A 21,392-nucleotide genomic window follows, 5' to 3' on the forward strand; every position below is an offset into this window, starting at 1 on the left:
ATGGCTGCCAAGCTGAAGAAGGGCGACAAGGTCGTCGTACTGGCCGGCAAGGACAAGGGCAAGCAGGGCACGATTTCGTCCGTTGACCCCAAAGCCGGCAAAGCCGTGGTGGAAGGTCTGAACATGGCCATCCGTCACACTCGTCAGAGCCAGACCAGCCAGGGCGGCCGCATCCCCAAGGCGATGCCCATCGACCTGTCGAACCTGGCTTTCCTGGACAAGAACGGCAAGGCAACGCGCGTCGGCTTCAAGATCGAAGGCGACAAGAAAGTGCGTATCGCCAAGACCACGGGGGACGTGATCGATGCTTGATACCGCAACATACACCCCGCGTCTGAAGGCGCTCTACAAGGACGCGATCCGCGCTGCTCTGAAGGAGGAATTCTCCTACAAGAACGACATGCAGATCCCGCGTCTGGACAAGATCGCCCTGAACATCGGCTGCGGTGCAGAAGCCGTGCGCGACAGCAAGAAGGCCAAATCGGCGCAGGAAGACCTGTCGACGATCGCCGGCCAGAAGGCTGTCACCACCATCGCCAAGAACTCGATCGCGGGTTTCCGCGTCCGCGAGGGCATGCCGATGGGTGCAAAGGTCACGCTGCGCGGCGACCGCATGTACGAATTCCTGGATCGTCTGATCACGATCGCAATGCCCCGTATCCGCGACTTCCGCGGCGTGTCGGGCAAATCCTTCGACGGCCGCGGCAACTATGCCATGGGCCTGAAGGAGCACATCGTGTTCCCCGAGATCAACTTCGACAAGGTCGATGAGGTCTGGGGTATGGACATCGTCATCGCCACCACCGCGAGAACCGACGCGGAAGCTAAGGCGCTGTTGAAGCAATTCAACATGCCCTTCAACAGCTAAGCGCGGGAGAGAGAGTAATGGCTAAGAAATCTATGATCGAACGCGAAAAGAAGCGTCAGGAGCTGGTAGACAAGTTCGCCGCCAAGCGCGCTGCGCTGAAGGCGATCGTGAACGACCAGTCCAAGCCGATGGAAGAGCGTTTCCGCGCCTCCCTGAAGCTGGCGAAGCTGCCGCGCAACAGCTCGGCTGTGCGTCTGCACAACCGCTGCCAGCTGACCGGCCGTCCGCACGCATACTATCGCAAGCTGAAACTGTCGCGTATCGCGCTGCGGGACCTGGGCTCCATGGGCCAGATCCCCGGCCTGGTGAAATCCAGCTGGTAAGGGAGAGACTGATATGAACGATCCTATCGGCGATATGCTCACCCGTATCCGCAACAGCCAGGCGCGTGGCAAGTCCACCGTCATGACCCCGGCATCCAAGCTGCGGGCATGGGTTCTGGATGTGCTGGCGGATGAAGGTTACATCCGCGGTTACGAGAAGGGCACCGATGAGAATGGTCACCCGACCCTGATCATCAGCCTGAAATATTTCGATGGCACCCCTGTCATTCGCGAAATCAAGCGGGTCTCCAAGCCCGGACGTCGCGTTTACATGGGCGTCAAGGACATCCCGTCGGTCCGTCAGGGCCTGGGTGTGTCGATTGTCAGCACTCCGAAAGGTGTGATGTCGGATGCAGCAGCACGCAGCGCCAATGTTGGCGGTGAAGTGCTCTGCACGGTCTTCTAAGGAGGAAGGCAATGTCTCGTATTGGTAAGAAACCGGTCGAGCTGCCCGCAGGCGTTTCGGCGTCCGTGTCCGGCCAGACCGTCGAAGTGAAGGGCCCCAAGGGGACCAAGCATTTCAACGCAACCGACGATGTCACCATTGCCGTCGATGGCAACCTGGTGTCGATCACCCCGCGTGGTACGTCCAAGCGCGCGCGCCAGCAGTGGGGCATGTCCCGCTCGATGGTGGCGAACCTTGTGACCGGCGTGACCAGCGGCTTCAAGAAAGAGCTTGAGATCACCGGTGTGGGTTACCGCGCCGCGATGCAGGGCAACACGCTGAAACTGTCGCTGGGCTACAGCCACGAAGTCAACTTCGAGGTGCCCAACGGCGTGACGGTGACCTGCCCCAAGCAGACCGAAATCGTTGTGGAAGGTGACGACGCCCAGCTTGTGGGCCAGGTCGCGGCGAATATCCGCGAATGGCGCAAGCCCGAGCCCTACAAGGGCAAAGGCATCAAGTACAAGGGTGAGTACATCTTCCGCAAGGAAGGCAAGAAGAAGTAAGGACGCGAGAGATGGCAAACAGCAAAAGAACCCTGTTTCTGAAGCGCCGCCTGCGCGTTCGGAACAAACTTCGGAAGGTGAACGCGGGTCGCGTGCGTCTTTCGGTTCACCGCAGCAACAAGAACATCAGCGTGCAGCTGATCGACGATGTGCGTGGCGTTACCCTGGCCGCTGCCTCCACCCTGGAGAAGGCGCTTGGTGTCGTTGGCAAGAACAACGTCGAAGCAGCTGCCAAGGTGGGCGCGGCGATCGCCGAGCGTGCCAAGAAGGCCGGTGTCGAAGACTGCTACTTCGATCGTGGTGGTTTCCTCTTTCACGGCAAGGTGAAGGCTCTGGCCGACGCTGCGCGTGAAGGTGGCCTCAAGTTCTAAGGAGACGAGAGAATGGCAAGAGAAGACAACCGCCGCGACCGTCGCGACCGCGAAGAGGCCGCCCCGGAGTTCGCCGATCGTCTCGTGGCGATCAACCGCGTGTCCAAGACCGTGAAGGGCGGCAAGCGTTTCGGCTTTGCAGCGCTCGTGGTCGTGGGTGACCAGAAGGGCCGCGTGGGCTTTGGCAAGGGCAAGGCGAAAGAAGTGCCCGAAGCCATCCGCAAGGCAACGGAACAGGCCAAGCGCCAGATGATCCGTGTGCCGCTGCGCGAAGGCCGCACGCTGCACCACGACATGGAAGGTCGCCACGGCGCCGGCAAGGTCGTGATGCGGGCAGCACCGGAAGGTACCGGCATCATCGCCGGTGGTCCGATGCGCGCCGTGTTCGAGATGCTGGGCCTCAAGGACGTCGTGTCCAAGTCGCTCGGTTCGCAGAACCCCTACAACATGATCCGCGCCACCATCGACGGGCTGAAGAAAGAATCCAGCCCCCGTTCCGTGGCACAGCGTCGTGGCAAGAAGGTCGCCGACATCCTGCGCAAGGACGATGCGCCGGCTGCCGAAGCGGCTGAAGCGTAAGGAAACGGTCCCATGGCAAAAACTATCGTGGTCAAGCAGATCGGTTCGCCGATCCGCCGTCCGGAAAAGCAGCGCCAGACCCTGATCGGTCTGGGTCTGAACAAGATGCACAAGACCCGCGAACTCGAGGATACACCCTCGATCCGCGGTATGGTCGCCAAGATCCCGCATCTCGTCCAGATCATCGAAGAGCGCGAATAATCATTCGGGGCGGGATCAGTCCCGCCCTGTTTCAACATTCAAAGCCGTGTTCGGCCGCTCCCGTCGCTGGGGGCCGCATCCGGCACAAGGAGAAGCGACATGAAACTGCATGAACTGCACGACAACGAAGGCGCAACCAAGAAGCGCAAGCGCGTGGGCCGTGGCCCCGGCTCGGGTACCGGCAAGACCGGTGGCCGTGGTATCAAGGGTCAGAAATCCCGTTCGGGTGTCTCGATCGGTGGTTACGAGGGTGGCCAGATGCCGCTCTATCAGCGTCTGCCGAAGCGCGGCTTCAACAAGCCGAACCGCAAGGCCTATGCTGTCGTGAACCTGGGCATCCTGCAGAAGTTCATCGAAGCCGGCAAGATCGACGCCTCCGCGCCGATTACCGAAGATGTCATGGTGGCCTCGGGCCTCGTGCGTCGCAAACTGGACGGCGTGCGCGTTCTGGCCAAGGGCGAATTCTCGGCCAAGGTCACGCTGAACGTCACCGGTGCTTCGGCTCAAGCCGTGGAAGCGGTTGCGAAACTGGGTGGCGCGCTGAACGTTGCGGCAGCTGCCGAGGCCCCTGCGGCTGAATAACGGGTTGTGAGCGGCGCGCGCGCCGCTTACATAGGCCCTAGTTTTCCTGAACGCCGCCTGAGCCGGAAAACCGCTCTGGCGGCGTTGTCACATGAGAGAGACCGCGAATGGTATCTGCAGCAGAACAAATGGCGGCGAACACCAGCTGGGCCGCCCTTGGCAAGGCGACCGATCTTCGCAATCGCATCTTCTTCACGCTTGGCCTTCTGATCGTCTATCGCCTTGGCACCTTCATTCCGGTGCCGGGTATCGATGGCGCATCGCTGCGCGAGTTCATGGAAGGCGCGGCGACAGGGATCGGCGGCATCCTGTCGATGTTCACCGGTGGTGCGCTTGGCCGGATGGGTATCTTTGCCCTTGGCATCATGCCCTATATTTCGGCGTCGATCATCGTGCAGCTTCTCACCTCGATGGTTCCCAAGCTGGAGCAGCTGAAGAAAGAGGGCGAGCAGGGCCGCAAGAAGATCAACCAGTACACCCGCTACGGCACCGTGTTCCTGGCGACCTTGCAGGCCTACGGGCTGGCCGCCAGCCTTGAGGCGGGCGATCTTGTCACCGATCCGGGCCTGTTCTTCCGTGCGTCCTGCGTGATCACCCTTGTGGGCGGCACCATGTTCCTGATGTGGCTTGGTGAACAGATCACCGCGCGCGGCATCGGCAACGGTATCTCGCTGATCATTTTCGTCGGTATCGTGGCCGAAATCCCGGCTGCCATGGCGCAGTTCTTCAGCCAGGGCCGTTCGGGCGCCATCAGCCCCGCCGTGATCATCGGCGTGATCGTGATGGTGATCGTGACGATTGCCTTCGTGGTGTTCATGGAACGCGCGTTGCGCAAGATCCACATCCAGTATCCCCGTCGTCAGGCCGGCATGAAGGTCTACGAGGGTGGTTCGTCCAGCCTGCCGGTCAAGGTCAACCCCGCCGGCGTGATCCCCGCGATCTTTGCAAGCTCGCTGCTGCTGCTGCCGGCGACGATCAGCACCTTTTCGGGTGCCGATACGGGTCCCGTCATGTCCACGATCATGGCCTATTTCGGACCGGGACAGCCGCTTTACCTGCTGTTCTTCGTCGTGATGATCGTGTTCTTCTCGTATTTCTACACGTTCAACGTGTCGTTCAAGCCGGATGAAGTGGCCGAGAACCTGAAGAACCAGAACGGCTTTGTTCCGGGTATCCGTCCCGGCAAGAAAACCGCCGAATACCTGGAATACGTGGTCAGCCGCATCCTTGCGCTGGGGTCGGCCTATCTGGCGGCGGTCTGTCTGCTTCCCGAGATCCTGCGCGCAGAACTGGCTGTTCCGTTCTACTTTGGCGGTACATCGGTTCTGATCGTGGTGTCGGTGACGATGGACACGATCCAGCAGGTGCAAAGCCATCTCCTGGCGCATCAGTACGAAGGTCTGATCGAAAAGTCGCAGCTTCGCGGCAAGAGCAAGAAACGCACGACCAGAAAGGCACCGGCGCGCAGATGAACATCATACTTCTGGGGCCCCCCGGGGCAGGCAAGGGTACGCAGGCACGCCATCTGGTCGAGACGCGCAACATGATCCAGCTGAGCACTGGTGACATGCTGCGCGAGGCCCGCACCAGCGGGACCGAGATGGGGCGTGTCGTGGCCGATGTGATGGATCGAGGAGAGCTGGTGACGGACGAGATCGTCATCGGGCTGATCCGCGAAAAACTGGAAGGCGACAAGGCGGGCGGGTTCATCTTCGATGGCTTCCCGCGCACGCTGCCCCAGGCCGATGCCTTGGCCGATCTGCTGTCCAGCACCGGCGAGACGCTGGATGCCGTGATCGAGATGCAGGTGGACGATGCCGCCCTGGTGGCGCGGATCACAGGCCGCTTCACATGCGGCGACTGTGGCGAGGTCTATCATGACGTCACCCATCGCCCGACCGTGGACGGAGTCTGCGACAAGTGCGGTGGCACCAACATGAAGCGGCGCGCGGATGACAACGAAGACAGCCTGCGCCAGCGCCTCATGGAGTATTACAAGAAGACCTCGCCGCTGATCGGGTATTACTATGCCAAGGGTCAGTTGCGCTCGGTTGATGGTCTGGCCGAAATCGGCGATGTGCAAAAGGCGATCGCCGCCGTTCTGGACTGATCCGGAGGGAAAGCAGGAAACCACGGGCAGGGGGCTTGACGGCCCCCGGTTTTCTCCATAACCAGCCCTATCTCGGACACGAGACTTGATTCTGCGCGGGTCGCACCTGCAAACGAATCGACACCTGAATTCAGCTGCGGCCCGATGGCACGATGCCTCGGGCCTACGTTGTGAAAAAAGGTTCTGGCACCACGGAACCGCAACGAAAAGGAAAGTGACACGTGGCACGTATCGCCGGCGTAAACATCCCGACCCAGAAACGGGTCCCGATCGCCCTGACCTACATCACCGGAATTGGCCATACTTCGGCCAAAGCCATCTGTGAAGCCGTGAACATCGACGCAACCCGTCGCGTGAACGAGCTGTCGGACGCCGAAGTCCTCGCGATCCGCGAGCACATCGACGCCAACTACACCGTGGAAGGCGACCTGCGCCGTGAGACGCAGATGAACATCAAGCGCCTGATGGACCTTGGCTGCTACCGTGGCCTGCGTCACCGTCGCAACCTGCCGGTTCGCGGCCAGCGCACCCATACCAACGCTCGCACCCGCAAAGGCCCCGCAAAGGCCATTGCCGGCAAGAAGAAATAAGGGAGGGCTGCATCAATGGCACGTGATACCCGTCGCGGAGGCAAGAAGAAGGTCTCCAAGAACATCGCTGCAGGCGTGGCGCATGTGAACTCGTCGTTCAACAACACCAAGATCCTGATCTCGGACGTGCAGGGCAATGCGATTGCATGGTCCTCGGCCGGCACCATGGGCTTCAAGGGTTCGCGCAAGTCGACCCCCTACGCCGCCCAGATGGCCGCTGAAGACGCCGGCAAGAAGGCTCAGGAACATGGCGTGAAGACGCTGGAAGTCGAAGTGCAGGGCCCCGGTTCGGGCCGTGAAAGCGCACTGCGCGCCCTGGCCGCTGTCGGTTTCAACATCACCTCGATCCGTGATGTGACCCCGATCGCGCACAACGGCTGCCGCCCTCCCAAGCGTCGCCGGGTCTGATCCCGCTTATTTTTCAGGGGGCCGCGCCTTGCGCTCGGCCCCTCGACGTCATTTAGAAACCTCGGGCGTCTTGGCCTTTTGGACATGAGGACAAGACAAGAATGGAGGGACGCATGATCCACAAGAACTGGGCCGAACTGATCAAGCCGACACAGCTTGAAGTCAAGCCGGGCAACGATCCGGCCCGTCAGGCGACCGTGATCGCCGAACCGCTGGAGCGGGGCTTTGGCCTGACGCTGGGAAACGCGCTACGCCGCATCCTGATGTCGTCGCTGCAGGGCGCGGCCATCACCTCCGTGCAGATCGACAACGTGCTGCACGAGTTTTCCTCGGTCGCCGGTGTGCGCGAGGATGTGACCGACATCATCCTGAACCTCAAGGGTGTCTCGATCCGCATGGAAGTGGAAGGGCCCAAGCGCCTGACCGTGAATGCAAAGGGTCCGGGCGTTGTCACCGCCGGTGACATTTCGGACAGCGCAGGCATCGAGATCCTGAACAAGGATCACGTGATCTGCCACCTGGACGATGGCGCAGACCTTTACATGGAACTGACGGTCAACACCGGCAAGGGCTACGTCTCGGCCGACAAGAACAAGCCGGAAGATGCGCCCATCGGTCTGATCCCGATCGACGCGATCTATTCGCCGATCAAGCGCGTGTCCTACGAAGTGACCCCGACCCGCGAAGGTCAGGTTCTGGACTACGACAAGCTGACCATGAAGATCGAAACCGATGGTTCGCTGACCCCGGATGATGCCGTGGCCTATGCTGCGCGTATCCTTCAGGATCAGCTGTCGATCTTCGTCAACTTCGACGAGCCCGAAAGCGCCACCCGTTCGGATGATGATGACGGTCTGGAGTTCAACCCGCTTCTGCTGAAGAAGGTGGACGAGCTGGAACTGTCGGTGCGTTCGGCAAACTGCCTGAAGAACGACAACATCGTCTATATCGGCGACCTGATCCAGAAAACCGAAGCCGAGATGCTGCGCACCCCGAACTTCGGCCGCAAGTCGCTGAACGAGATCAAGGAAGTGCTGTCCGGCATGGGCCTGCACCTTGGCATGGATGTCGAGGACTGGCCGCCAGACAACATCGAAGATCTGGCCAAGAAATTCGAAGACGCGTTCTGAGAATATGGGGCAGGCCGCAAGCCTGCCCCATGAATGCCCGCAGTAGCGGGGAAAACAAGGGCATGGTGCCCCAAGGAGAGCGGCTGACACGCATCGGCCGTCAGACAAAGCAAAAAGCTTCATAAAGCTTGAAGGAGAACGACAATGCGTCACGCAAGAGGCTACCGCCGCCTGAACCGTACCCATGAGCACCGCAAGGCGCTGTGGGCGAACATGGCCGGCTCGCTCATCGAACATGAGCAGATCAAGACCACTCTGCCCAAGGCAAAGGAACTGCGCCCGATCGTTGAAAAACTGATCACGCTGGGCAAGCGCGGCGATCTGCATGCCCGCCGTCAGGCCGCATCCCAGCTGAAGCAGGATGCCTATGTGGCAAAACTGTTCGACATCCTGGGCCCGCGCTACAAGGAACGTCAGGGCGGTTATGTCCGCATCCTGAAGGCCGGTTTCCGTTATGGTGACATGGCGCCGATGGCGATCATCGAATTCGTCGACCGCGATCCGGCAGCCAAAGGTGCCGCCGACAAGGCGCGCGTCGCTGCCGAAGAGGTTGCCGAGGATTGATCCTCGGGCCTTTTGGCCAAGAACAGAGACCCCCGTCCCGCAAGGGCGGGGGTTTTTCGTTTGCCGCGCCCGGTCTTGCGGAACTTGCATCTTGCCGCTGCGGGGATCATATGACGGCAAAGGACAAGGGAGGTTCCGATGCTGCGTTCCGGTCTTGCGATCCTGTCGGTCATGGCCTTCGGTTTGGCGCCACTGGCGCTTGCGGCCGAAACGCGGGTGCCCACCAGCCAGGCCGAGATCCAGCTTGGCTTTTCACCGCTTGTCAAAAAGGCCGCGCCCGCCGTGGTGAACATCTACGCCAAGCGCGTTGTTGCGGTACGTTCCAGCCCCTTTGCAGGTGATCCCTTCTTCCAGGATCTGTTTCGCGATTTCGGCACCGTGCGCCCGCAGGTGCAGAACAGCCTTGGCTCGGGCGTCATCCTGTCCCCTGACGGGATCATCGTGTCCAACTATCATGTGGTGGGCGAGGCGACGGATATCCGGGTCGTGCTGACCGACCGGCGCGAATATGATGCCACGGTCATCCTTGGCGACGAGGAAAGCGATCTGGCGGTTCTGCGGCTTGACGGGGCGACCGATCTGCCCGCGCTGAGCCTGCGCGACAGCGACAGTGTCGAGGTGGGCGAACTGGTGCTGGCGATCGGCAATCCGTTCGGCGTGGGGCAGACCGTCAGCAGCGGGATCGTGTCAGGTCTGGCGCGGTCAGGCACGGCATCCGGTACGGGGCGCGGCTATTTCATCCAGACGGATGCGGCGATCAATCCCGGCAATTCCGGTGGTGCGCTGATCGACGTGAATGGCGCGCTGATCGGGGTGAATACCTCGATCCTGACGCGGTCGGGCGGATCGAACGGCATCGGTTTCGCGATCCCCGCCAACCTTGTGGCCCGGTTTGTCGAGCAGGCCCGCGAGGGGCGCACCCGGTTCGAACGCCCCTGGGCGGGCATGTCGGGGCAACCGGTCGATGCGGATATCGCGGCCTCTCTCGGGCTGGATCGTCCCGGCGGCATCCTTGTGTCAGCCCTGCACCCGTCCAGCCCTTTTGCCGAGGCTGGCCTGCGGGCTGGTGACGTGATCCTGACCGTGGACGGCCAACCCGTGAACACGCCCGCCGAGATGGTCTTTCGGATGAGTGTTGCGGGTCTGGGCAAGGCGGCGCAGGTCACGTCGTTGCGCGAGGGTGTGCAGGTCAGCGCCGCCGTGGAACTGCGATCCGCCCCCGAGACACCGCCGCGCGCGCCTGTTCGGCTTGACGACAGCACACCCTTGCCCGGTCTGACGGTCCTGAACGTCAATCCGGCCGTGCTGGCGGAATTCAACCTGCCGCTGGGGGCCGAAGGTGTCGTCGTGGAAAACCCCGGCCCTTACGGCGCCCGGTTCGGGATGCGCCCCGGCGATGTGATCCTGTCCATCAACGGGGAACCGATCACGCGGACCGCGCAGGTGCGGGATGCCTTGCGCGAGGCGCTTCAGGCACGTGCGCTGCGGATGGATCTGCAACGTGGCTTGCAGCGGCTGTCCTTGCGCAGCAGGCTGTAAGCCATGGCTGATCTTTTCGACACCGAAGGCAAGGAACCGGCAAAGGGGTCGCCGCGCCCCCTTGCGGATCGTCTGCGTCCGCAGCGGCTGGACCAGGTGATCGGTCAGGAGCAGGTCCTTGGGCCTGACGCGCCGCTGGGGATCATGCTGGCCTCGGGTTCGCTGTCCTCACTGGTGCTGTGGGGGCCGCCCGGTGTGGGAAAGACCACCATCGCGCGGCTTCTGGCGGATGAAACCGATCTGCATTTCGTCCAGATCAGCGCGATCTTCACCGGTGTGCCCGAATTGCGAAAGGTCTTCGAGACGGCCAAGATCCGCCGTGCGAACGGGCAGGGCACCTTGCTGTTCGTGGACGAGATCCACCGTTTCAACAAGGCCCAGCAGGACGGTTTCCTGCCACATATGGAGGATGGAACGATCCTTCTGGTGGGGGCCACCACCGAAAACCCCAGTTTCGAATTGAACGCCGCACTTCTGAGCCGCGCCCAGGTCCTGGTGCTCAAGCGGCTGGATCCCGCGGATCTGGAACGGCTGGCGCAGCGGGCGGAAAAGGAACTGGACCGCGCCCTGCCTTTGACCGGCCCTGCGCGTGAGGCGCTGCTTGAGATGGCCGATGGTGACGGGCGCGCGCTGCTGAACCTGATCGAACAGGTCGCGGCCTGGCGTGTCGATGGCAAGCTGGATACCGATGCGCTGGCGACCCGCCTGATGCGGCGCGCCGCGAAATACGACAAGTCGGGGGACGAGCATTACAACCTGATTTCAGCCCTGCACAAATCCGTGCGCGGGTCAGACCCTGACGCGGCCCTCTACTGGTTCGCGCGGATGCTGACCGGGGGCGAGGATCCGCGCTATCTGGCGCGCCGTCTGACGCGCATGGCGGTCGAGGATATCGGACTTGCCGATCCGCAGGCGCAGGCCGTTTGCCTGCAGGCCTGGGAGACATATGAGCGGCTGGGAAGCCCCGAAGGCGAGTTGGCGCTGGGGCAGGCGGTCACCTACCTGGCCTTGGCGCCCAAGTCGAACGCGGGCTATGTGGGGTTCAAGGCGGCGATGGCGCTGGCGCGCAAGACCGGATCGGAACCGCCACCCAAACATATCCTGAACGCGCCGACCCGTCTGATGAAGGAACAGGGTTATGGTGCCGACTATGCCTATGACCATGACGCCGAAGACGGATTTTCCGGGCAGAACTATTTCCCGGACGGGGTGAAACGCCCGGTTCTCTATCAGCCCGTCGAGCGTGGCTTTGAGCGGGAATTGAAGCGGCGGCTGGATTATTTCAGCAAGTTGCGTTCAAGGCGCGAGCAGGGCTAGCGCGCCGTTTTTCTGGGAAAACTTGACATTCCCCGCCCCCCTCTTCACTGGTGCGGGCATGTTGACCACATTGCTGCAGGTCGCCCTCGGCGGCGCCATCGGGGCCACGGCCCGTTATTTGACCTCCATGGGCGCGCTGCGCCTGCTTGGGGCGGGTTTTCCATGGGGCACGCTGGCCGTCAACGTGATCGGGTCGTTCCTGATGGGGCTGCTTGTCGTGGTTCTGGCACAGCGCGATGCAACCCGATTGGCCCCTTTCCTTCTGACGGGGGTTCTTGGCGGGTTCACGACGTTTTCGGCGTTTTCGCTGGATGCGATGGCTCTATATGAGCGCGGCGAGACGATGCTTGCGGCCTTCTATGTAGGGGCCTCGGTGATCCTGTCGCTCAGTGCGCTGGTCCTGGCCATGGTGGTCGCAAGAGAGGTGCTCCAATGAGCCGTGTCCAAACCATTCCCGTTTCCGATGCCGACAGTGATCAGCGCCTTGATCGCTGGCTGCGGCGGATCTTCCCGCACCTGACCCAGGGCATGGTCGAAAAGATGTGCCGCAAGGGCGAGTTGCGTGTCGATGGTGGCCGCGTGAAGGCGGCAACCCGGCTTGCGGTCGGCCAGCAGGTGCGCATTCCGCCGCTGCCAGATCCCGAGCAGATGACTCTGGTCACCGAAACCCGGCTGAACCCGGCAGATATCAAGATGATGCAGGATGCGGTGATCTATCGTGACGATTACATCATCGCGATCAACAAACCTGCCGGTCTGCCGACGCAGGGGGGCAGCAAGACGGTCAAACATGTGGACGGTCTGGCCGAGGCGCTGCGCTTTGGCTATGAGGAAAAGCCGCGCCTGGTGCACCGGCTGGACAAGGACACGACCGGTGTTCTGGTACTGGCGCGCGACCGCAAGACCGCCGCGGCCTTGACCGAAGCCTTCCGCCACCGCGAGACGCGCAAGATATATTGGGCGATTGTCGCCGGTGTGCCGACGCCTTACCTGGGCGAGATCAAGTTCGGTCTGGTCAAGGCCCCCGGCCACGGTGCCAAGGGCGAAGGCGAGAAGATGCACGCCGTCCATCCCCGCGACATCGACAAGACCCCCGGCGCCAAGCGGGCACATACGCTTTATGCCACGCTCTACCGTGTCGGCGGGCGGGCGTCCTGGGTGGCCATGGAGCCCCTGACCGGGCGCACCCACCAGCTGCGTGCGCATATGGCCGAGATCGGCCATCCCATTGTCGGTGATGGCAAATATGGCGGTTCGGGTCAGGAGAACCTTGGCGACGGCTGGGGTGCGCAACTGGGCGGCATCATCTCGAAGAAATTGCACCTGCATGCGCGGATGCTGCGGTTCGAGCATCCCCATACCCGCAAGGTGATCACCATCACCGCGCCGCTGCCCGATCACATGGCCCATAGCTGGGACACTTTCGGCTGGACCGAGGATCTGGCCGCAGAGGACCCGTTCGAGGCGCTGCGGTGACGGATCGTCTGCGATTGGTGATCTTCGATGTCGATGGCACGCTTGTCGACAGCCAGGCGGATATTCTTGGCGCCATGGCTGCAGCCTTTGCGGCGCATGGCCTTGATGTGCCGCCGCGCCAGGCCGTGCTGTCGATCGTCGGGCTGTCGTTGAACGAGGCGATGGCCCGACTTGTGCCCGACCTGCCCGAAGGGCTGCGCGCGGATCTGGTGGCGGGATACAAGAATGCCTACATGACGGCGCGCGTCTCAAGTGACACGCGCCAGACCTCGCCGCTTTATCCGGGCGCGCGCGCGGTGCTGGACCTGCTGGCGGGACAGTCCCACACGCTGCTGGGGGTGGCCACGGGCAAGTCGCAGCGCGGTCTTGATGCGCTGATCGCCAGCCACGGTCTGGAAGGGTTGTTCCAGACCCGGCAGGTTGCCGATCACCACCCGTCAAAGCCGCATCCCTCCATGCTGCTGGCGGCGCTGCGCGAAACCGGCGTCGAGGCGCGCGACGCGGTCATGGTGGGCGATACCAGCTATGACATGGATATGGCGCGGGCTGCCGGGATCCGGGCCATCGGCGTCAGCTGGGGCTATCACGCGCCGACGGCGCTTCATGCGGCCGACCATGTCATCGAGAGGTTCGAGGATCTGCCATCCCGGCTTGACGAAATCTGGAGGGTCGCAGCATGAGCGAATGGAAAGCCAAGCGTTTCTGGAAAGCGGCCAGTGCCGTCGAGGCATCGGGGGGCTTTGCCGTTCATCTGGATGGGCGTCCGGTAAAGACACCGGCCAAGACCGCACTGATCGTGCCGACGCGCGCCATGGCCGCGGCCATCGCCGCCGAATGGGATGCCCAGGAGGGTGCGATCGACCCGCGGACCATGCCTGTCACGCGCTCGGCCAACGCGGCCATCGACAAGGTCGCCATCCAGCATGCCGAGGTGGCGCAGATGATCGCCGACTACGGTGACAGTGATCTGCTGTGCTATCGCGCGCCGGGGCCGGCTGAACTGATCGCGCGACAGGCGCAGATGTGGGACCCGGTCCTTGACTGGGCTGCCGAGGCGCTGGATGCACGCTTGGCGACCGCATCGGGCGTGATGCACGTTCCCCAGGATGGCGCTGCACTCAGGCGGTTGGCGGGCCGGGTTCACGCGATGGACAATTTCGCGCTGGCCGCATTTCACGACCTGGTCAGCCTGTCCGGTTCGCTGATTCTCGGCTTTGCGGCCATGATGAATCACCTGCCCGCCGAAGACGTCTGGCGCTTGTCGCGGGTCGATGAAGACTGGCAGATCGAGCAATGGGGCGTCGATGACGAGGCAGAGGCCATGGCCGCGACGAAACGATCGGCATTCCTGCACGCAAAATTCTTCCACGATCTTTCGCGGCCTTCCGAATAACTGCCGAATCCTCAGGCTTCCGCAACGGAATGATCTTTTCTCCCTTTGCGTTTCGTGATGATTGACTTGACGGAATGCGATGAATCCGACCAAAGTTGCGAACACTGGGGGCCACTCTCCCCAGAACAATCCAACCGTCCGCTGGGCCGGTAAAAGCGCTCTGCTTAAAGAGCGGTCAATCAGGAAGAGGTAAAAATGAACAAAAAAGTTTTCTTGGGCGCGCTCACAGTTGCTGGGCTGGCTGCCGGTGCCGCCGCTGCAGCCACGATTGACGACGTCAAGGCACGCGGCTCGCTCAAGTGTGGATCCAACGAAGGTCTGGCGGGTTTCGCTGCACCGGATGCCAACGGTGTCTGGCAGGGTTTCGACGTGTCCTTGTGCCGCGCAATCGCTGCCGCTGTGCTGGGTGACGCGCAGGCCGTGGAATTCGTTCCGCTGACCAGCCAGACCCGCTTCACCGCGCTGGCCGCTGGCGAAGTCGACGTTCTGGTGCGTAACTCCACCTGGACCTTCTCGCGCGATACGGACCTGAAACTGGATTTCGTCGGTGTGAACTACTACGACGGTCAGGGCTTCATGGTGCGCAATGACATCGGCGTTTCGTCGGCCAAGGAACTGGACGGCACCACCGTCTGCATCCAGACCGGCACCACGACCGAGCTGAACCTGGCGGACTTCTTCCGTACCAACAACATCAGCTACGAGCCCGTGCCTGTTGCGACGAACGCAGAAGGCCAGCAGCAGTACCTTGCCGGTGCCTGCGACGTGTACACCACCGACGTGTCCGGCCTGGCCGCGACCCGCGCGACCTTCGAGAACGCAAGCGAGCACGTGATCCTGCCGGAAATCGTTTCCAAAGAGCCTCTGGGACCCGCAGTGCGCCATGGCGACAACGACTGGGGCGATATCGTCCGCTGGACGCTGAACGCACTGGTTGCTGCTGAAGAGTACGGCGTGACCTCGGCAAACGTGATGGAACTGGCCGCAGGCCCGACCGCCAACCCCGAGATCAACCGTCTTCTGGGCACCGAAGGTGAACTGGGCGCAATGATCGGCCTGGACAAGGATTGGGCCGTTCGCGCCATCGCAGCCGTGGGCAACTACGGTGAAGTGTTCGAGCGCAACATCGGCGAAGCCACGCCTGTCGGCCTGGCACGCGGCCTGAACGCACAGTGGACCGAAGGTGGTCTGCTCTACGCTCCGCCGTTCCGCTGATATCTGACTTTCAGGGGGCTGGCCTGTGCCGGCCCCCTGGGTCCTGTACCGTCTGATCGACTGATACCTCTTCGCGGGCCATGCGCAGTATGGCCCTCCATCTCTCATTTTCCGTTCAGGAGTGCGTATGGCCGAAGCGACCGACCCCCCGCGCGAGACATTCCGGCTAAGCCAGCTTCTCTACGATGCGCGTTATCGCTCGATGACCATCCAGGTTGTCGCAGCCATCCTGATCATGCTGCTGCTGGTCGAACTGGTGGACAACACCGTCACCAACCTGGCGGCGCTGGGCAAGGATATCCGCTTTGGCTTCCTCTGGAGCACGGCTGGCTATGACATCAACCAGCAGCTGATCCCCTTCTCCTCGCAGGACACGCATGCGCGTGCCGCCGTGGTCGGGATCCTGAACACGCTTCTTGTCGCCTTTCTGGGCTGTATCCTTGCCACCGTGATCGGGGTTCTGGCGGGTGTCCTGCGCCTGTCCAAGAACTGGATCGTGGCGCGGATCATGACATTCTACGTCGAGGCGATGCGCAACACGCCGCTTCTGATCTGGATCCTGATCGTGTTCGCCGTGATGACCGAGGCCACGCCGCAACCCCGCGAATTCCGCGAGGGGGGCGGGGCGTCGATGATCCTGTGGGACAGCGTCGCGATTTCGAACCGTGGCGTCTACATTCCCCGCCCGATCTGGGAGTCAGGCTCAGGCATTGTCGTGGCCGTTTTCGTGTTGTCCATCATCGGCATCTTCGTGCTGCGCAGCATCGCGCGCAAGCGGCAGCAGGCCACCGGGCAGCAGCTTCCGGTCCTGCGCCTGTCGCTGCTGATTTTCTTCGTGCCGACCCTGCTGGCCTATTTCGTCATGGGGCGTCCGGTCACGCTGGAACTGCCTGAACTGGGTGGCTTCAACTTCTCGGGCGGTTTGCAGATCCGCAATTCGTTCATCGCGCTCTGGCTGGCATTGTCGCTCTATACCTCGGCCTTCATCGCGGAAATCGTGCGCTCGGGCATCCTCGCCATCTCGAAGGGGCAGACCGAAGCGGCCTTTGCGCTGGGGATCCAGCCTAACCGCACCATGCAGCTGATCATCCTGCCGCAGGCGCTGCGGGTGATCATTCCGCCGCTGATTTCGCAGTATCTGAACCTGACCAAGAACTCCTCGCTGGCGATCGCGGTGGGTTACATGGACGTTCGTTCGACCCTGGGCGGGATCACCATCAACCAGACCGGGCGCGAGCTTGAAGGGATGTTGCTTCTGGGGATCTTCTACCTGATCACCAGTCTGATCATCTCGGCCTTGATGAACCTCTACAACTCCAGCGTCAAATTGAAGGAGCGGTGAGATGAGCCAGGACAGATCCAAATCCGTCGCCTTCGTGCGCCGCGACATGATCGAAGCCGCGGCACCACCTCTGGGGCAGACCGGCGCGTTGAAATGGGCCCGCGAGAATCTGTTCTCGGGCTGGTTCAACACGATCCTGACGCTGCTGTCGCTCTATGTGATCTGGTACGTCTTGTCCGGCGTGCTTCCCTGGACGCTGGGTGGCATCTGGGATGCGGGATCGCTGGGCGAATGCCGCGAGATCCGCGATGCGCGCGGCCTTGAAACCGCCGCCTGCTGGGCCGTGATCAACGAACGGTGGCTGCAGATCCTGTTCGGTTTCTATCCGACCGACGATGTGCTTCTGGCGACGCTGTTCCATGGTGACGCCCTTGCGGCTGCCGGTGGGGCGGACCAGGTGTTTGGTGGCGGTATGAACGCCACGCAGCGCATCGAATTCGTGTCGGCCATGAAGAACGAACTGAGCAATGGCCTGATCTTCATCTTCGGTTACTGGCGTCCTCTGGTCGCGTTGTTGCTGCTGGTCGTGGCCGTCGCGCCCATCCTTTATTCCAGTCTGCCGCGATCCCTGCTGGTGTTCTCTCTGGCCTATCCCTTCGTCGCGTTCTTCCTGCTCTGGGGCGGGTCGGTCTGGCTGCCGGTGCTGGTCGCGCTGGGTCTTCTGGCGACGATCCTGATCGGGCGGGCTGTCGGTGCGCGCTTCGGGATGCTGGGCGGGTCGCTGGCGGGCATCCTGGCCTTCCTGATGATCTTCATGAACCCGCTGTCCTTCATCGGCGCGGCCGGGCTGTTTCCGCTGCTGCCCCATGTGATGGGCGCGCTGGACGGGATCATGCCATGGGGGTTGACCGCCGTATCATCGGACCAGTTCGGTGGCTTCATGCTGGCGATCATCATCGGGACGTCCGGCATCGTGCTGTCGCTGCCGCTGGGCATCATGCTGGCGCTTGGGCGGCAATCTTCCATGCCACTGATCAAATGGGTCTGCGTCTCCTTCATCGAGGTGATCCGAGGCGTGCCCCTGATCGTGTGGCTCTTCACGGCATCCTTGCTGCTGAACTACTTCCTGCCGCCGGGCACGACCTTTGACCTGCTGCTGCGCGTGATCATCATGGTGACGCTGTTTGCCTCGGCCTATCTGGCCGAAGTGGTGCGCGGCGGTCTGGCGGCCTTGCCGAGCGGTCAGTATGAGGCGGCGGATTCGCTGGGTCTGGACTACTGGAAGTCGATGCGGCTGATCGTGTTGCCGCAGGCGCTGAAGATTTCGATCCCGGGGATCGTGAACACCTTCATCGGCCTGTTCAAGGATACCACGCTGGTGGTCTTCATCGGCCTGCGCGATCCGCTTGGCTTGACCAATGCGATCCGGGCTACGGCAGAATGGAACGGCATCTACTGGGAGCTTTATGTTTTCGTGGGCCTGCTGTTCTTCGTCTTCTGCTTCTTCATGTCACGTTATTCAATGTATCTGGAGCAGCGCCTCCGGACCGATCATCGCTGAGGAGACCATCATGGCCGAGATTGGGCTGAACACGGAATCGACCGGGCGCGTTGCAACAAACGTCTCTGACGAAGTTGCCATCTCCATCGAGAATATGAACAAGTGGTATGGCAGCTTTCATGTGCTGCGCGACATCGATCTGACCGTCTATCGCGGCGAGCGTATCGTTATCGCAGGGCCGTCGGGGTCGGGCAAGTCCACCCTGATCCGTTGCATCAACGCGCTGGAAGAACACCAGAAGGGCAAGATCACGGTGGACGGTACCGTGCTGTCCTCCGACCTCAAGAACATCGACCGGATCCGGTCCGAGGTCGGCATGGTGTTCCAGCATTTCAACCTGTTCCCGCATCTGACGATCCTGGAAAACTGCACCCTCGCGCCGATCTGGGTCCGCAAGATCCCCAAGCGCGAGGCCGAGGAAATCGCGATGCATTTCCTGACCAAGGTGAAGATCCCCGAGCAGGCCGACAAATATCCCGGTCAGTTGTCCGGTGGTCAGCAGCAGCGGGTGGCGATTGCCCGCTCGCTGTGCATGCGCCCCCGGATCATGCTGTTCGACGAGCCGACATCGGCACTTGACCCCGAAATGATCAAGGAAGTGCTGGATACGATGGTCAGCCTGGCCGAAGAAGGCATGACCATGCTCTGCGTCACGCATGAGATGGGCTTTGCCCGTCAGGTGGCGAACCGCGTGATCTTCATGGATCAGGGCCAGATCGTGGAACAGAACGAACCGGAAGAGTTCTTCAACAATCCGCAGTCCGAGCGTACCAAGCTGTTCCTCAGCCAGATCCTGGGGCACTAGACCGGTTGAACAAGATTGACGTGAAACGCCGCCCTCGGGCGGCGTTTTGCATTTCGGCTAGCCAAGGTCCGCAGGGATCACGAAGTCCATGGCCCGTCCCGTTGCGGAACGCAGATCCGCCCAACCTTCCAGATCGAACTCCGCGACCAGCGTGGCGCAGGTCGGATAGTCGTGAAACCTTGGATGGTCCGGGGCGTCACGCAGCATGCCATCGGCAAAGGCCGCAATGCCGGGGTTGTGCCCGATCATCAGCACCTTGCGCCCCTGCGCCTGCTGCAAGGCGTCGTGCATGGTGGCTGGATCGGCATGATAGAGTGCCGGCAGGAACGTCGTGGGCGCGTCGATCCCGAGCCCGCTGAGTGTCTGGCGGGTCCGCGTGGCGGTGGAACACAGGACCTGATCGGGAAGATGGCCCATTTCCCGCAGCCATTGCCCCATCGCGGGCGCATCGCGCAATCCCCGACCGTTCAGCGGGCGATCATGATCGGCAAGGCCGGGGCTGCCCCAGTCGGATTTCGCATGGCGCATCAGGATCAACGTCAGGGTCATCGAAAGGCTTTCATGTGAAAGGCGGATTGTTCCGGCAATCTGCCATGGCGCGCGCTGACGGGACAGGCCCTGCGCACCAGGCAGCCGCCTTCGGCGCAATCGCGGCCCGGGTTGCCTGCAATATGGGCACGGCACGCCGGGACGTCATAGCCCTCTGCCCCCAATGCGCCGATAGGGCAGGCGGACAGGCAAGGCTTGTCCATGCATGTCGTGCAGGGCATGGGGGCTGTGGGGGCTGGAAGCTGCATCCGCCCCGGCAGGGCCAGCGCCCCGCGGTAGGATATGAACAGCCCCGCGCTGTCATGAACAAGCAGCCGCACGGGTGAGGCCCAGGCCCGCCCCGAGGCCAGCGCCCAGGAATAGAACGGGTGAAACGGCGGACCGCCAAAGGGAAAAAGCGCGGTTCCACCAAGATCCTGCGCCAATTGCCCAATGACCTTTGCCGACCATCTGTCCATCGGATCGGGCGCACCATCGCGGTATTCGGCGCTTTCGGTGAAGGCTGGCCAGAACTGCGGCTCTTGCGGGGCCAGCAACAGCAGGGTGCCGGTGCCGGGCGGGCACCCCTGGTCCGGGCGCGGATGAAACGCGCCCGCGATATCCAGATGGACAGCCTTGGCCGCAGTCAGGACCGCTTGCATGCGGGGTGCCTGCGCGCCGGTCCGGTTCAATCGAAACTGGCGCGAATCAACGATCCCGCACCATGTTCCGTGAACAGTTCCAGAAGCGTCGCATTGGGCGCGCGCCCGTCCAGAATGACAACGGCCCGCACGCCGCCTTCGATGGCTTCAAGGGCTGTTTCGGTCTTGGGGATCATGCCGCCAGCAATCGTGCCATCGGCTGTCATCTCGCGAATCTGCTCGGCGGTGATCGCTGTCAGGACTTCGCCTTCCTTGTTCTTCACCCCGGCCACATCCGTCAGCAGCAACAACCGGTCAGCCTTGAGCGCCGCGGCGATCGCCCCTGCAGCGGTGTCGCCATTGATGTTGAAGGTCTCGCCATTATGGCCGGCACCCAAAGGTGCTATGACGGGGATCACGCCCGCATCGAACAATGTCCGCAGGATCGACGGGTCGATCTCCGAGGGGGTGCCAACCAGACCAAGCTCGGGGTTGGTCTGCTTGCAGAAGATCAGGTTCGCATCCTTGCCGGACAGCCCGACAGCGCGGCCACCCTGTGCATTGATCGCCTGGACGATCCGCTTGTTGACCCGGCCGGACAGGATCATCTCCACCACTTCCATCGTGGCTTCATCGGTCACCCGCTTGCCGCGAACGAAATCGGACTTGATCTGCAGCTTGTCCAGCATCTCGTTGATCATCGGGCCGCCGCCATGAACGATGACCGGATTCACGCCAACCTGTCGCATCAGCACGATGTCGCGGGCGAAGGTGTCCATCGCATCGTCATCCCCCATGGCATGGCCGCCAAACTTGATGACGACAATGGCCCCGGCGTAGCGTTGCAGGTAGGGCAGGGCCTCGGACAGGGTCCGGGCGGTGGCGATCCAGTCGCGGTTCATGTCTCTTTTCTTCATCCCGTGTTCCTCTTGCCCCCTTGTCCTATCGGCTGGGGTCC

At 62.2% G+C, this 21,392-nt stretch carries 28 protein-coding genes; 25 read left to right on the forward strand and 3 right to left on the reverse strand.

Annotation, left to right across the window (positions count from 1 at the left end):
• The 25 genes from rplX to ACMUJL_RS14230 all read left to right on the forward strand — a co-directional run bounded on the left by rplX (position 1) and on the right by ACMUJL_RS14230 (position 19,265).
• Positions 1–312: a 50S ribosomal protein L24 gene (gene rplX / locus ACMUJL_RS14110; RefSeq protein WP_375573351.1), complete on the forward strand. Its 312-nt coding sequence runs from the start codon at positions 1–3 to the stop codon at positions 310–312.
• Complete coding sequence (gene rplE / locus ACMUJL_RS14115) at positions 305–868, forward strand: 50S ribosomal protein L5 (RefSeq protein ID WP_375573349.1); 564 nt, start codon at positions 305–307, stop codon at positions 866–868. Before rplX ends, rplE begins: the two co-directional genes overlap by 8 nt.
• 17 nt (positions 869–885) lie before the next feature.
• On the forward strand, positions 886–1,191 hold the full coding sequence (gene rpsN, locus ACMUJL_RS14120) for a 30S ribosomal protein S14 (RefSeq protein WP_068289181.1): 306 nt from the start codon (positions 886–888) through the stop codon (positions 1,189–1,191).
• Positions 1,192–1,204: 13 nt separating this feature from the next.
• Positions 1,205–1,597 (forward strand): 30S ribosomal protein S8, encoded by a 393-nt coding sequence (rpsH, locus tag ACMUJL_RS14125; protein WP_068289179.1) that lies wholly within the window; start codon positions 1,205–1,207, stop codon positions 1,595–1,597.
• An 11-nt stretch (positions 1,598–1,608) separates the two neighbouring features.
• Positions 1,609–2,142, forward strand: a complete 534-nt coding sequence (rplF, locus tag ACMUJL_RS14130; protein WP_068289176.1) for a 50S ribosomal protein L6 — start codon at positions 1,609–1,611, stop codon at positions 2,140–2,142.
• A gap of 11 nt (positions 2,143–2,153) precedes the next feature.
• A complete protein-coding gene (gene rplR, locus ACMUJL_RS14135) occupies positions 2,154–2,513 on the forward strand; it encodes a 50S ribosomal protein L18 (RefSeq protein WP_068289173.1) in 360 nt (119 codons plus the stop codon).
• 12 nt (positions 2,514–2,525) lie between these two features.
• On the forward strand, positions 2,526–3,092 hold the full coding sequence (gene rpsE / locus ACMUJL_RS14140; RefSeq protein ID WP_068289170.1) for a 30S ribosomal protein S5: 567 nt from the start codon (positions 2,526–2,528) through the stop codon (positions 3,090–3,092).
• A 12-nt stretch (positions 3,093–3,104) separates the two neighbouring features.
• On the forward strand, positions 3,105–3,293 hold the full coding sequence (rpmD, locus tag ACMUJL_RS14145; RefSeq protein ID WP_068289167.1) for a 50S ribosomal protein L30: 189 nt from the start codon (positions 3,105–3,107) through the stop codon (positions 3,291–3,293).
• A 99-nt stretch (positions 3,294–3,392) separates the two neighbouring features.
• Positions 3,393–3,875 (forward strand): 50S ribosomal protein L15, encoded by a 483-nt coding sequence (gene rplO, locus ACMUJL_RS14150; RefSeq protein WP_068289164.1) that lies wholly within the window; start codon positions 3,393–3,395, stop codon positions 3,873–3,875.
• A 107-nt stretch (positions 3,876–3,982) separates the two neighbouring features.
• Positions 3,983–5,347, forward strand: a complete 1,365-nt coding sequence (gene secY / locus ACMUJL_RS14155; RefSeq protein WP_068289161.1) for a preprotein translocase subunit SecY — start codon at positions 3,983–3,985, stop codon at positions 5,345–5,347.
• Positions 5,344–5,985, forward strand: coding sequence for an adenylate kinase (locus tag ACMUJL_RS14160; RefSeq protein ID WP_375573343.1), 642 nt, complete (start codon positions 5,344–5,346; stop codon positions 5,983–5,985). Before secY ends, ACMUJL_RS14160 begins: the two co-directional genes overlap by 4 nt.
• A gap of 221 nt (positions 5,986–6,206) precedes the next feature.
• Entirely contained in the window at positions 6,207–6,575 is a 369-nt protein-coding gene (rpsM, locus tag ACMUJL_RS14165; RefSeq protein WP_068289155.1) for a 30S ribosomal protein S13, read from the forward strand.
• 15 nt (positions 6,576–6,590) lie between these two features.
• Positions 6,591–6,983: a 30S ribosomal protein S11 gene (gene rpsK / locus ACMUJL_RS14170; protein ID WP_068289152.1), complete on the forward strand. Its 393-nt coding sequence runs from the start codon at positions 6,591–6,593 to the stop codon at positions 6,981–6,983.
• Positions 6,984–7,096: 113 nt separating this feature from the next.
• On the forward strand, positions 7,097–8,113 hold the full coding sequence (locus ACMUJL_RS14175; protein ID WP_068289230.1) for a DNA-directed RNA polymerase subunit alpha: 1,017 nt from the start codon (positions 7,097–7,099) through the stop codon (positions 8,111–8,113).
• Between the two features lie 144 nt (positions 8,114–8,257).
• Positions 8,258–8,677: a 50S ribosomal protein L17 gene (rplQ, locus tag ACMUJL_RS14180; protein ID WP_068289149.1), complete on the forward strand. Its 420-nt coding sequence runs from the start codon at positions 8,258–8,260 to the stop codon at positions 8,675–8,677.
• A gap of 138 nt (positions 8,678–8,815) precedes the next feature.
• Positions 8,816–10,216, forward strand: coding sequence for a Do family serine endopeptidase (locus ACMUJL_RS14185; RefSeq protein ID WP_375573340.1), 1,401 nt, complete (start codon positions 8,816–8,818; stop codon positions 10,214–10,216).
• A 3-nt stretch (positions 10,217–10,219) separates the two neighbouring features.
• Positions 10,220–11,533, forward strand: coding sequence for a replication-associated recombination protein A (locus ACMUJL_RS14190; RefSeq protein ID WP_068289144.1), 1,314 nt, complete (start codon positions 10,220–10,222; stop codon positions 11,531–11,533).
• A gap of 58 nt (positions 11,534–11,591) precedes the next feature.
• A complete protein-coding gene (gene crcB / locus ACMUJL_RS14195) occupies positions 11,592–11,969 on the forward strand; it encodes a fluoride efflux transporter CrcB (protein ID WP_068289139.1) in 378 nt (125 codons plus the stop codon).
• Positions 11,966–13,009, forward strand: coding sequence for an RluA family pseudouridine synthase (locus tag ACMUJL_RS14200; RefSeq protein WP_375573337.1), 1,044 nt, complete (start codon positions 11,966–11,968; stop codon positions 13,007–13,009). Before crcB ends, ACMUJL_RS14200 begins: the two co-directional genes overlap by 4 nt.
• Positions 13,006–13,689, forward strand: coding sequence for an HAD-IA family hydrolase (locus ACMUJL_RS14205; protein ID WP_375573335.1), 684 nt, complete (start codon positions 13,006–13,008; stop codon positions 13,687–13,689). The genes ACMUJL_RS14200 and ACMUJL_RS14205 overlap by 4 nt, the downstream gene beginning before the upstream one ends.
• Complete coding sequence (locus ACMUJL_RS14210; protein ID WP_375573333.1) at positions 13,686–14,402, forward strand: ATP12 family chaperone protein; 717 nt, start codon at positions 13,686–13,688, stop codon at positions 14,400–14,402. The genes ACMUJL_RS14205 and ACMUJL_RS14210 overlap by 4 nt, the downstream gene beginning before the upstream one ends.
• Positions 14,403–14,597: 195 nt before the next feature.
• Positions 14,598–15,617, forward strand: coding sequence for an amino acid ABC transporter substrate-binding protein (locus ACMUJL_RS14215; RefSeq protein ID WP_068289122.1), 1,020 nt, complete (start codon positions 14,598–14,600; stop codon positions 15,615–15,617).
• Between the two features lie 127 nt (positions 15,618–15,744).
• Positions 15,745–16,959 carry an amino acid ABC transporter permease gene (locus ACMUJL_RS14220; protein WP_068289119.1) on the forward strand — a complete coding sequence of 405 codons (1,215 nt, stop codon included), beginning with the start codon at positions 15,745–15,747 and terminating at the stop codon, positions 16,957–16,959.
• A gap of 1 nt (position 16,960) precedes the next feature.
• Positions 16,961–18,460, forward strand: coding sequence for an amino acid ABC transporter permease (locus ACMUJL_RS14225; RefSeq protein WP_068289115.1), 1,500 nt, complete (start codon positions 16,961–16,963; stop codon positions 18,458–18,460).
• Between the two features lie 10 nt (positions 18,461–18,470).
• The gene (locus tag ACMUJL_RS14230) at positions 18,471–19,265 is read left to right on the forward strand and encodes an amino acid ABC transporter ATP-binding protein (RefSeq protein WP_068289112.1); all 795 of its coding nucleotides are present in this window, start codon (positions 18,471–18,473) and stop codon (positions 19,263–19,265) included.
• Positions 19,266–19,322: 57 nt separating this feature from the next.
• On the opposite strand, the gene ACMUJL_RS14235 is transcribed toward ACMUJL_RS14230, so the two are convergent.
• From ACMUJL_RS14235 to argB, 3 genes are read right to left on the reverse strand one after another with little or no spacing between them, the layout of a single operon-like run.
• Positions 19,323–19,814, reverse strand: a complete 492-nt coding sequence (locus ACMUJL_RS14235; protein WP_375573330.1) for a SixA phosphatase family protein — start codon at positions 19,812–19,814, stop codon at positions 19,323–19,325.
• Complete coding sequence (locus tag ACMUJL_RS14240) at positions 19,811–20,455, reverse strand: ferredoxin (RefSeq protein WP_375573328.1); 645 nt, start codon at positions 20,453–20,455, stop codon at positions 19,811–19,813. Before ACMUJL_RS14240 ends, ACMUJL_RS14235 begins: the two co-directional genes overlap by 4 nt.
• Before the next feature lie 26 nt (positions 20,456–20,481).
• A complete protein-coding gene (argB, locus tag ACMUJL_RS14245) occupies positions 20,482–21,351 on the reverse strand; it encodes an acetylglutamate kinase (protein WP_375573326.1) in 870 nt (289 codons plus the stop codon).
• Positions 21,352–21,392: the final 41 nt, after the last annotated feature.

Origin of the sequence: Seohaeicola sp. (assembly GCF_048006315.1) — a bacterium.
Taxonomy (GTDB): Bacteria; Pseudomonadota; Alphaproteobacteria; order Rhodobacterales; family Rhodobacteraceae; genus Seohaeicola.

Bases quoted from the DNA above. Each gene is read 5' to 3' on its own strand.
- ACMUJL_RS14160 (WP_375573343.1), top strand. From the start codon at position 5,344: ATGAACATCATACTTCTGGGGCCCCCCGGGGCAGGCAAGGGTACGCAG.
- crcB (WP_068289139.1), top strand. From the start codon at position 11,592: ATGTTGACCACATTGCTGCAGGTCGCCCTCGGCGGCGCCATCGGGGCC.
- rpsH (WP_068289179.1), top strand. From the start codon at position 1,205: ATGAACGATCCTATCGGCGATATGCTCACCCGTATCCGCAACAGCCAG.
- ACMUJL_RS14200 (WP_375573337.1), top strand. From the start codon at position 11,966: ATGAGCCGTGTCCAAACCATTCCCGTTTCCGATGCCGACAGTGATCAG.
- ACMUJL_RS14215 (WP_068289122.1), top strand. From the start codon at position 14,598: ATGAACAAAAAAGTTTTCTTGGGCGCGCTCACAGTTGCTGGGCTGGCT.
- ACMUJL_RS14190 (WP_068289144.1), top strand. From the start codon at position 10,220: ATGGCTGATCTTTTCGACACCGAAGGCAAGGAACCGGCAAAGGGGTCG.
- ACMUJL_RS14220 (WP_068289119.1), top strand. From the start codon at position 15,745: ATGGCCGAAGCGACCGACCCCCCGCGCGAGACATTCCGGCTAAGCCAG.
- ACMUJL_RS14235 (WP_375573330.1), bottom strand. From the start codon at position 19,814: ATGACCCTGACGTTGATCCTGATGCGCCATGCGAAATCCGACTGGGGC.
- rplO (WP_068289164.1), top strand. From the start codon at position 3,393: ATGAAACTGCATGAACTGCACGACAACGAAGGCGCAACCAAGAAGCGC.
- rplE (WP_375573349.1), top strand. From the start codon at position 305: ATGCTTGATACCGCAACATACACCCCGCGTCTGAAGGCGCTCTACAAG.
- secY (WP_068289161.1), top strand. From the start codon at position 3,983: ATGGTATCTGCAGCAGAACAAATGGCGGCGAACACCAGCTGGGCCGCC.
- argB (WP_375573326.1), bottom strand. From the start codon at position 21,351: ATGAAGAAAAGAGACATGAACCGCGACTGGATCGCCACCGCCCGGACC.
- rpsE (WP_068289170.1), top strand. From the start codon at position 2,526: ATGGCAAGAGAAGACAACCGCCGCGACCGTCGCGACCGCGAAGAGGCC.
- ACMUJL_RS14230 (WP_068289112.1), top strand. From the start codon at position 18,471: ATGGCCGAGATTGGGCTGAACACGGAATCGACCGGGCGCGTTGCAACA.
- ACMUJL_RS14225 (WP_068289115.1), top strand. From the start codon at position 16,961: ATGAGCCAGGACAGATCCAAATCCGTCGCCTTCGTGCGCCGCGACATG.
- ACMUJL_RS14210 (WP_375573333.1), top strand. From the start codon at position 13,686: ATGAGCGAATGGAAAGCCAAGCGTTTCTGGAAAGCGGCCAGTGCCGTC.
- rpsN (WP_068289181.1), top strand. From the start codon at position 886: ATGGCTAAGAAATCTATGATCGAACGCGAAAAGAAGCGTCAGGAGCTG.
- rplF (WP_068289176.1), top strand. From the start codon at position 1,609: ATGTCTCGTATTGGTAAGAAACCGGTCGAGCTGCCCGCAGGCGTTTCG.
- rplQ (WP_068289149.1), top strand. From the start codon at position 8,258: ATGCGTCACGCAAGAGGCTACCGCCGCCTGAACCGTACCCATGAGCAC.
- rpmD (WP_068289167.1), top strand. From the start codon at position 3,105: ATGGCAAAAACTATCGTGGTCAAGCAGATCGGTTCGCCGATCCGCCGT.
- ACMUJL_RS14240 (WP_375573328.1), bottom strand. From the start codon at position 20,455: ATGCAAGCGGTCCTGACTGCGGCCAAGGCTGTCCATCTGGATATCGCG.
- ACMUJL_RS14185 (WP_375573340.1), top strand. From the start codon at position 8,816: ATGCTGCGTTCCGGTCTTGCGATCCTGTCGGTCATGGCCTTCGGTTTG.
- rplR (WP_068289173.1), top strand. From the start codon at position 2,154: ATGGCAAACAGCAAAAGAACCCTGTTTCTGAAGCGCCGCCTGCGCGTT.
- ACMUJL_RS14175 (WP_068289230.1), top strand. From the start codon at position 7,097: ATGATCCACAAGAACTGGGCCGAACTGATCAAGCCGACACAGCTTGAA.
- rpsK (WP_068289152.1), top strand. From the start codon at position 6,591: ATGGCACGTGATACCCGTCGCGGAGGCAAGAAGAAGGTCTCCAAGAAC.
- rplX (WP_375573351.1), top strand. From the start codon at position 1: ATGGCTGCCAAGCTGAAGAAGGGCGACAAGGTCGTCGTACTGGCCGGC.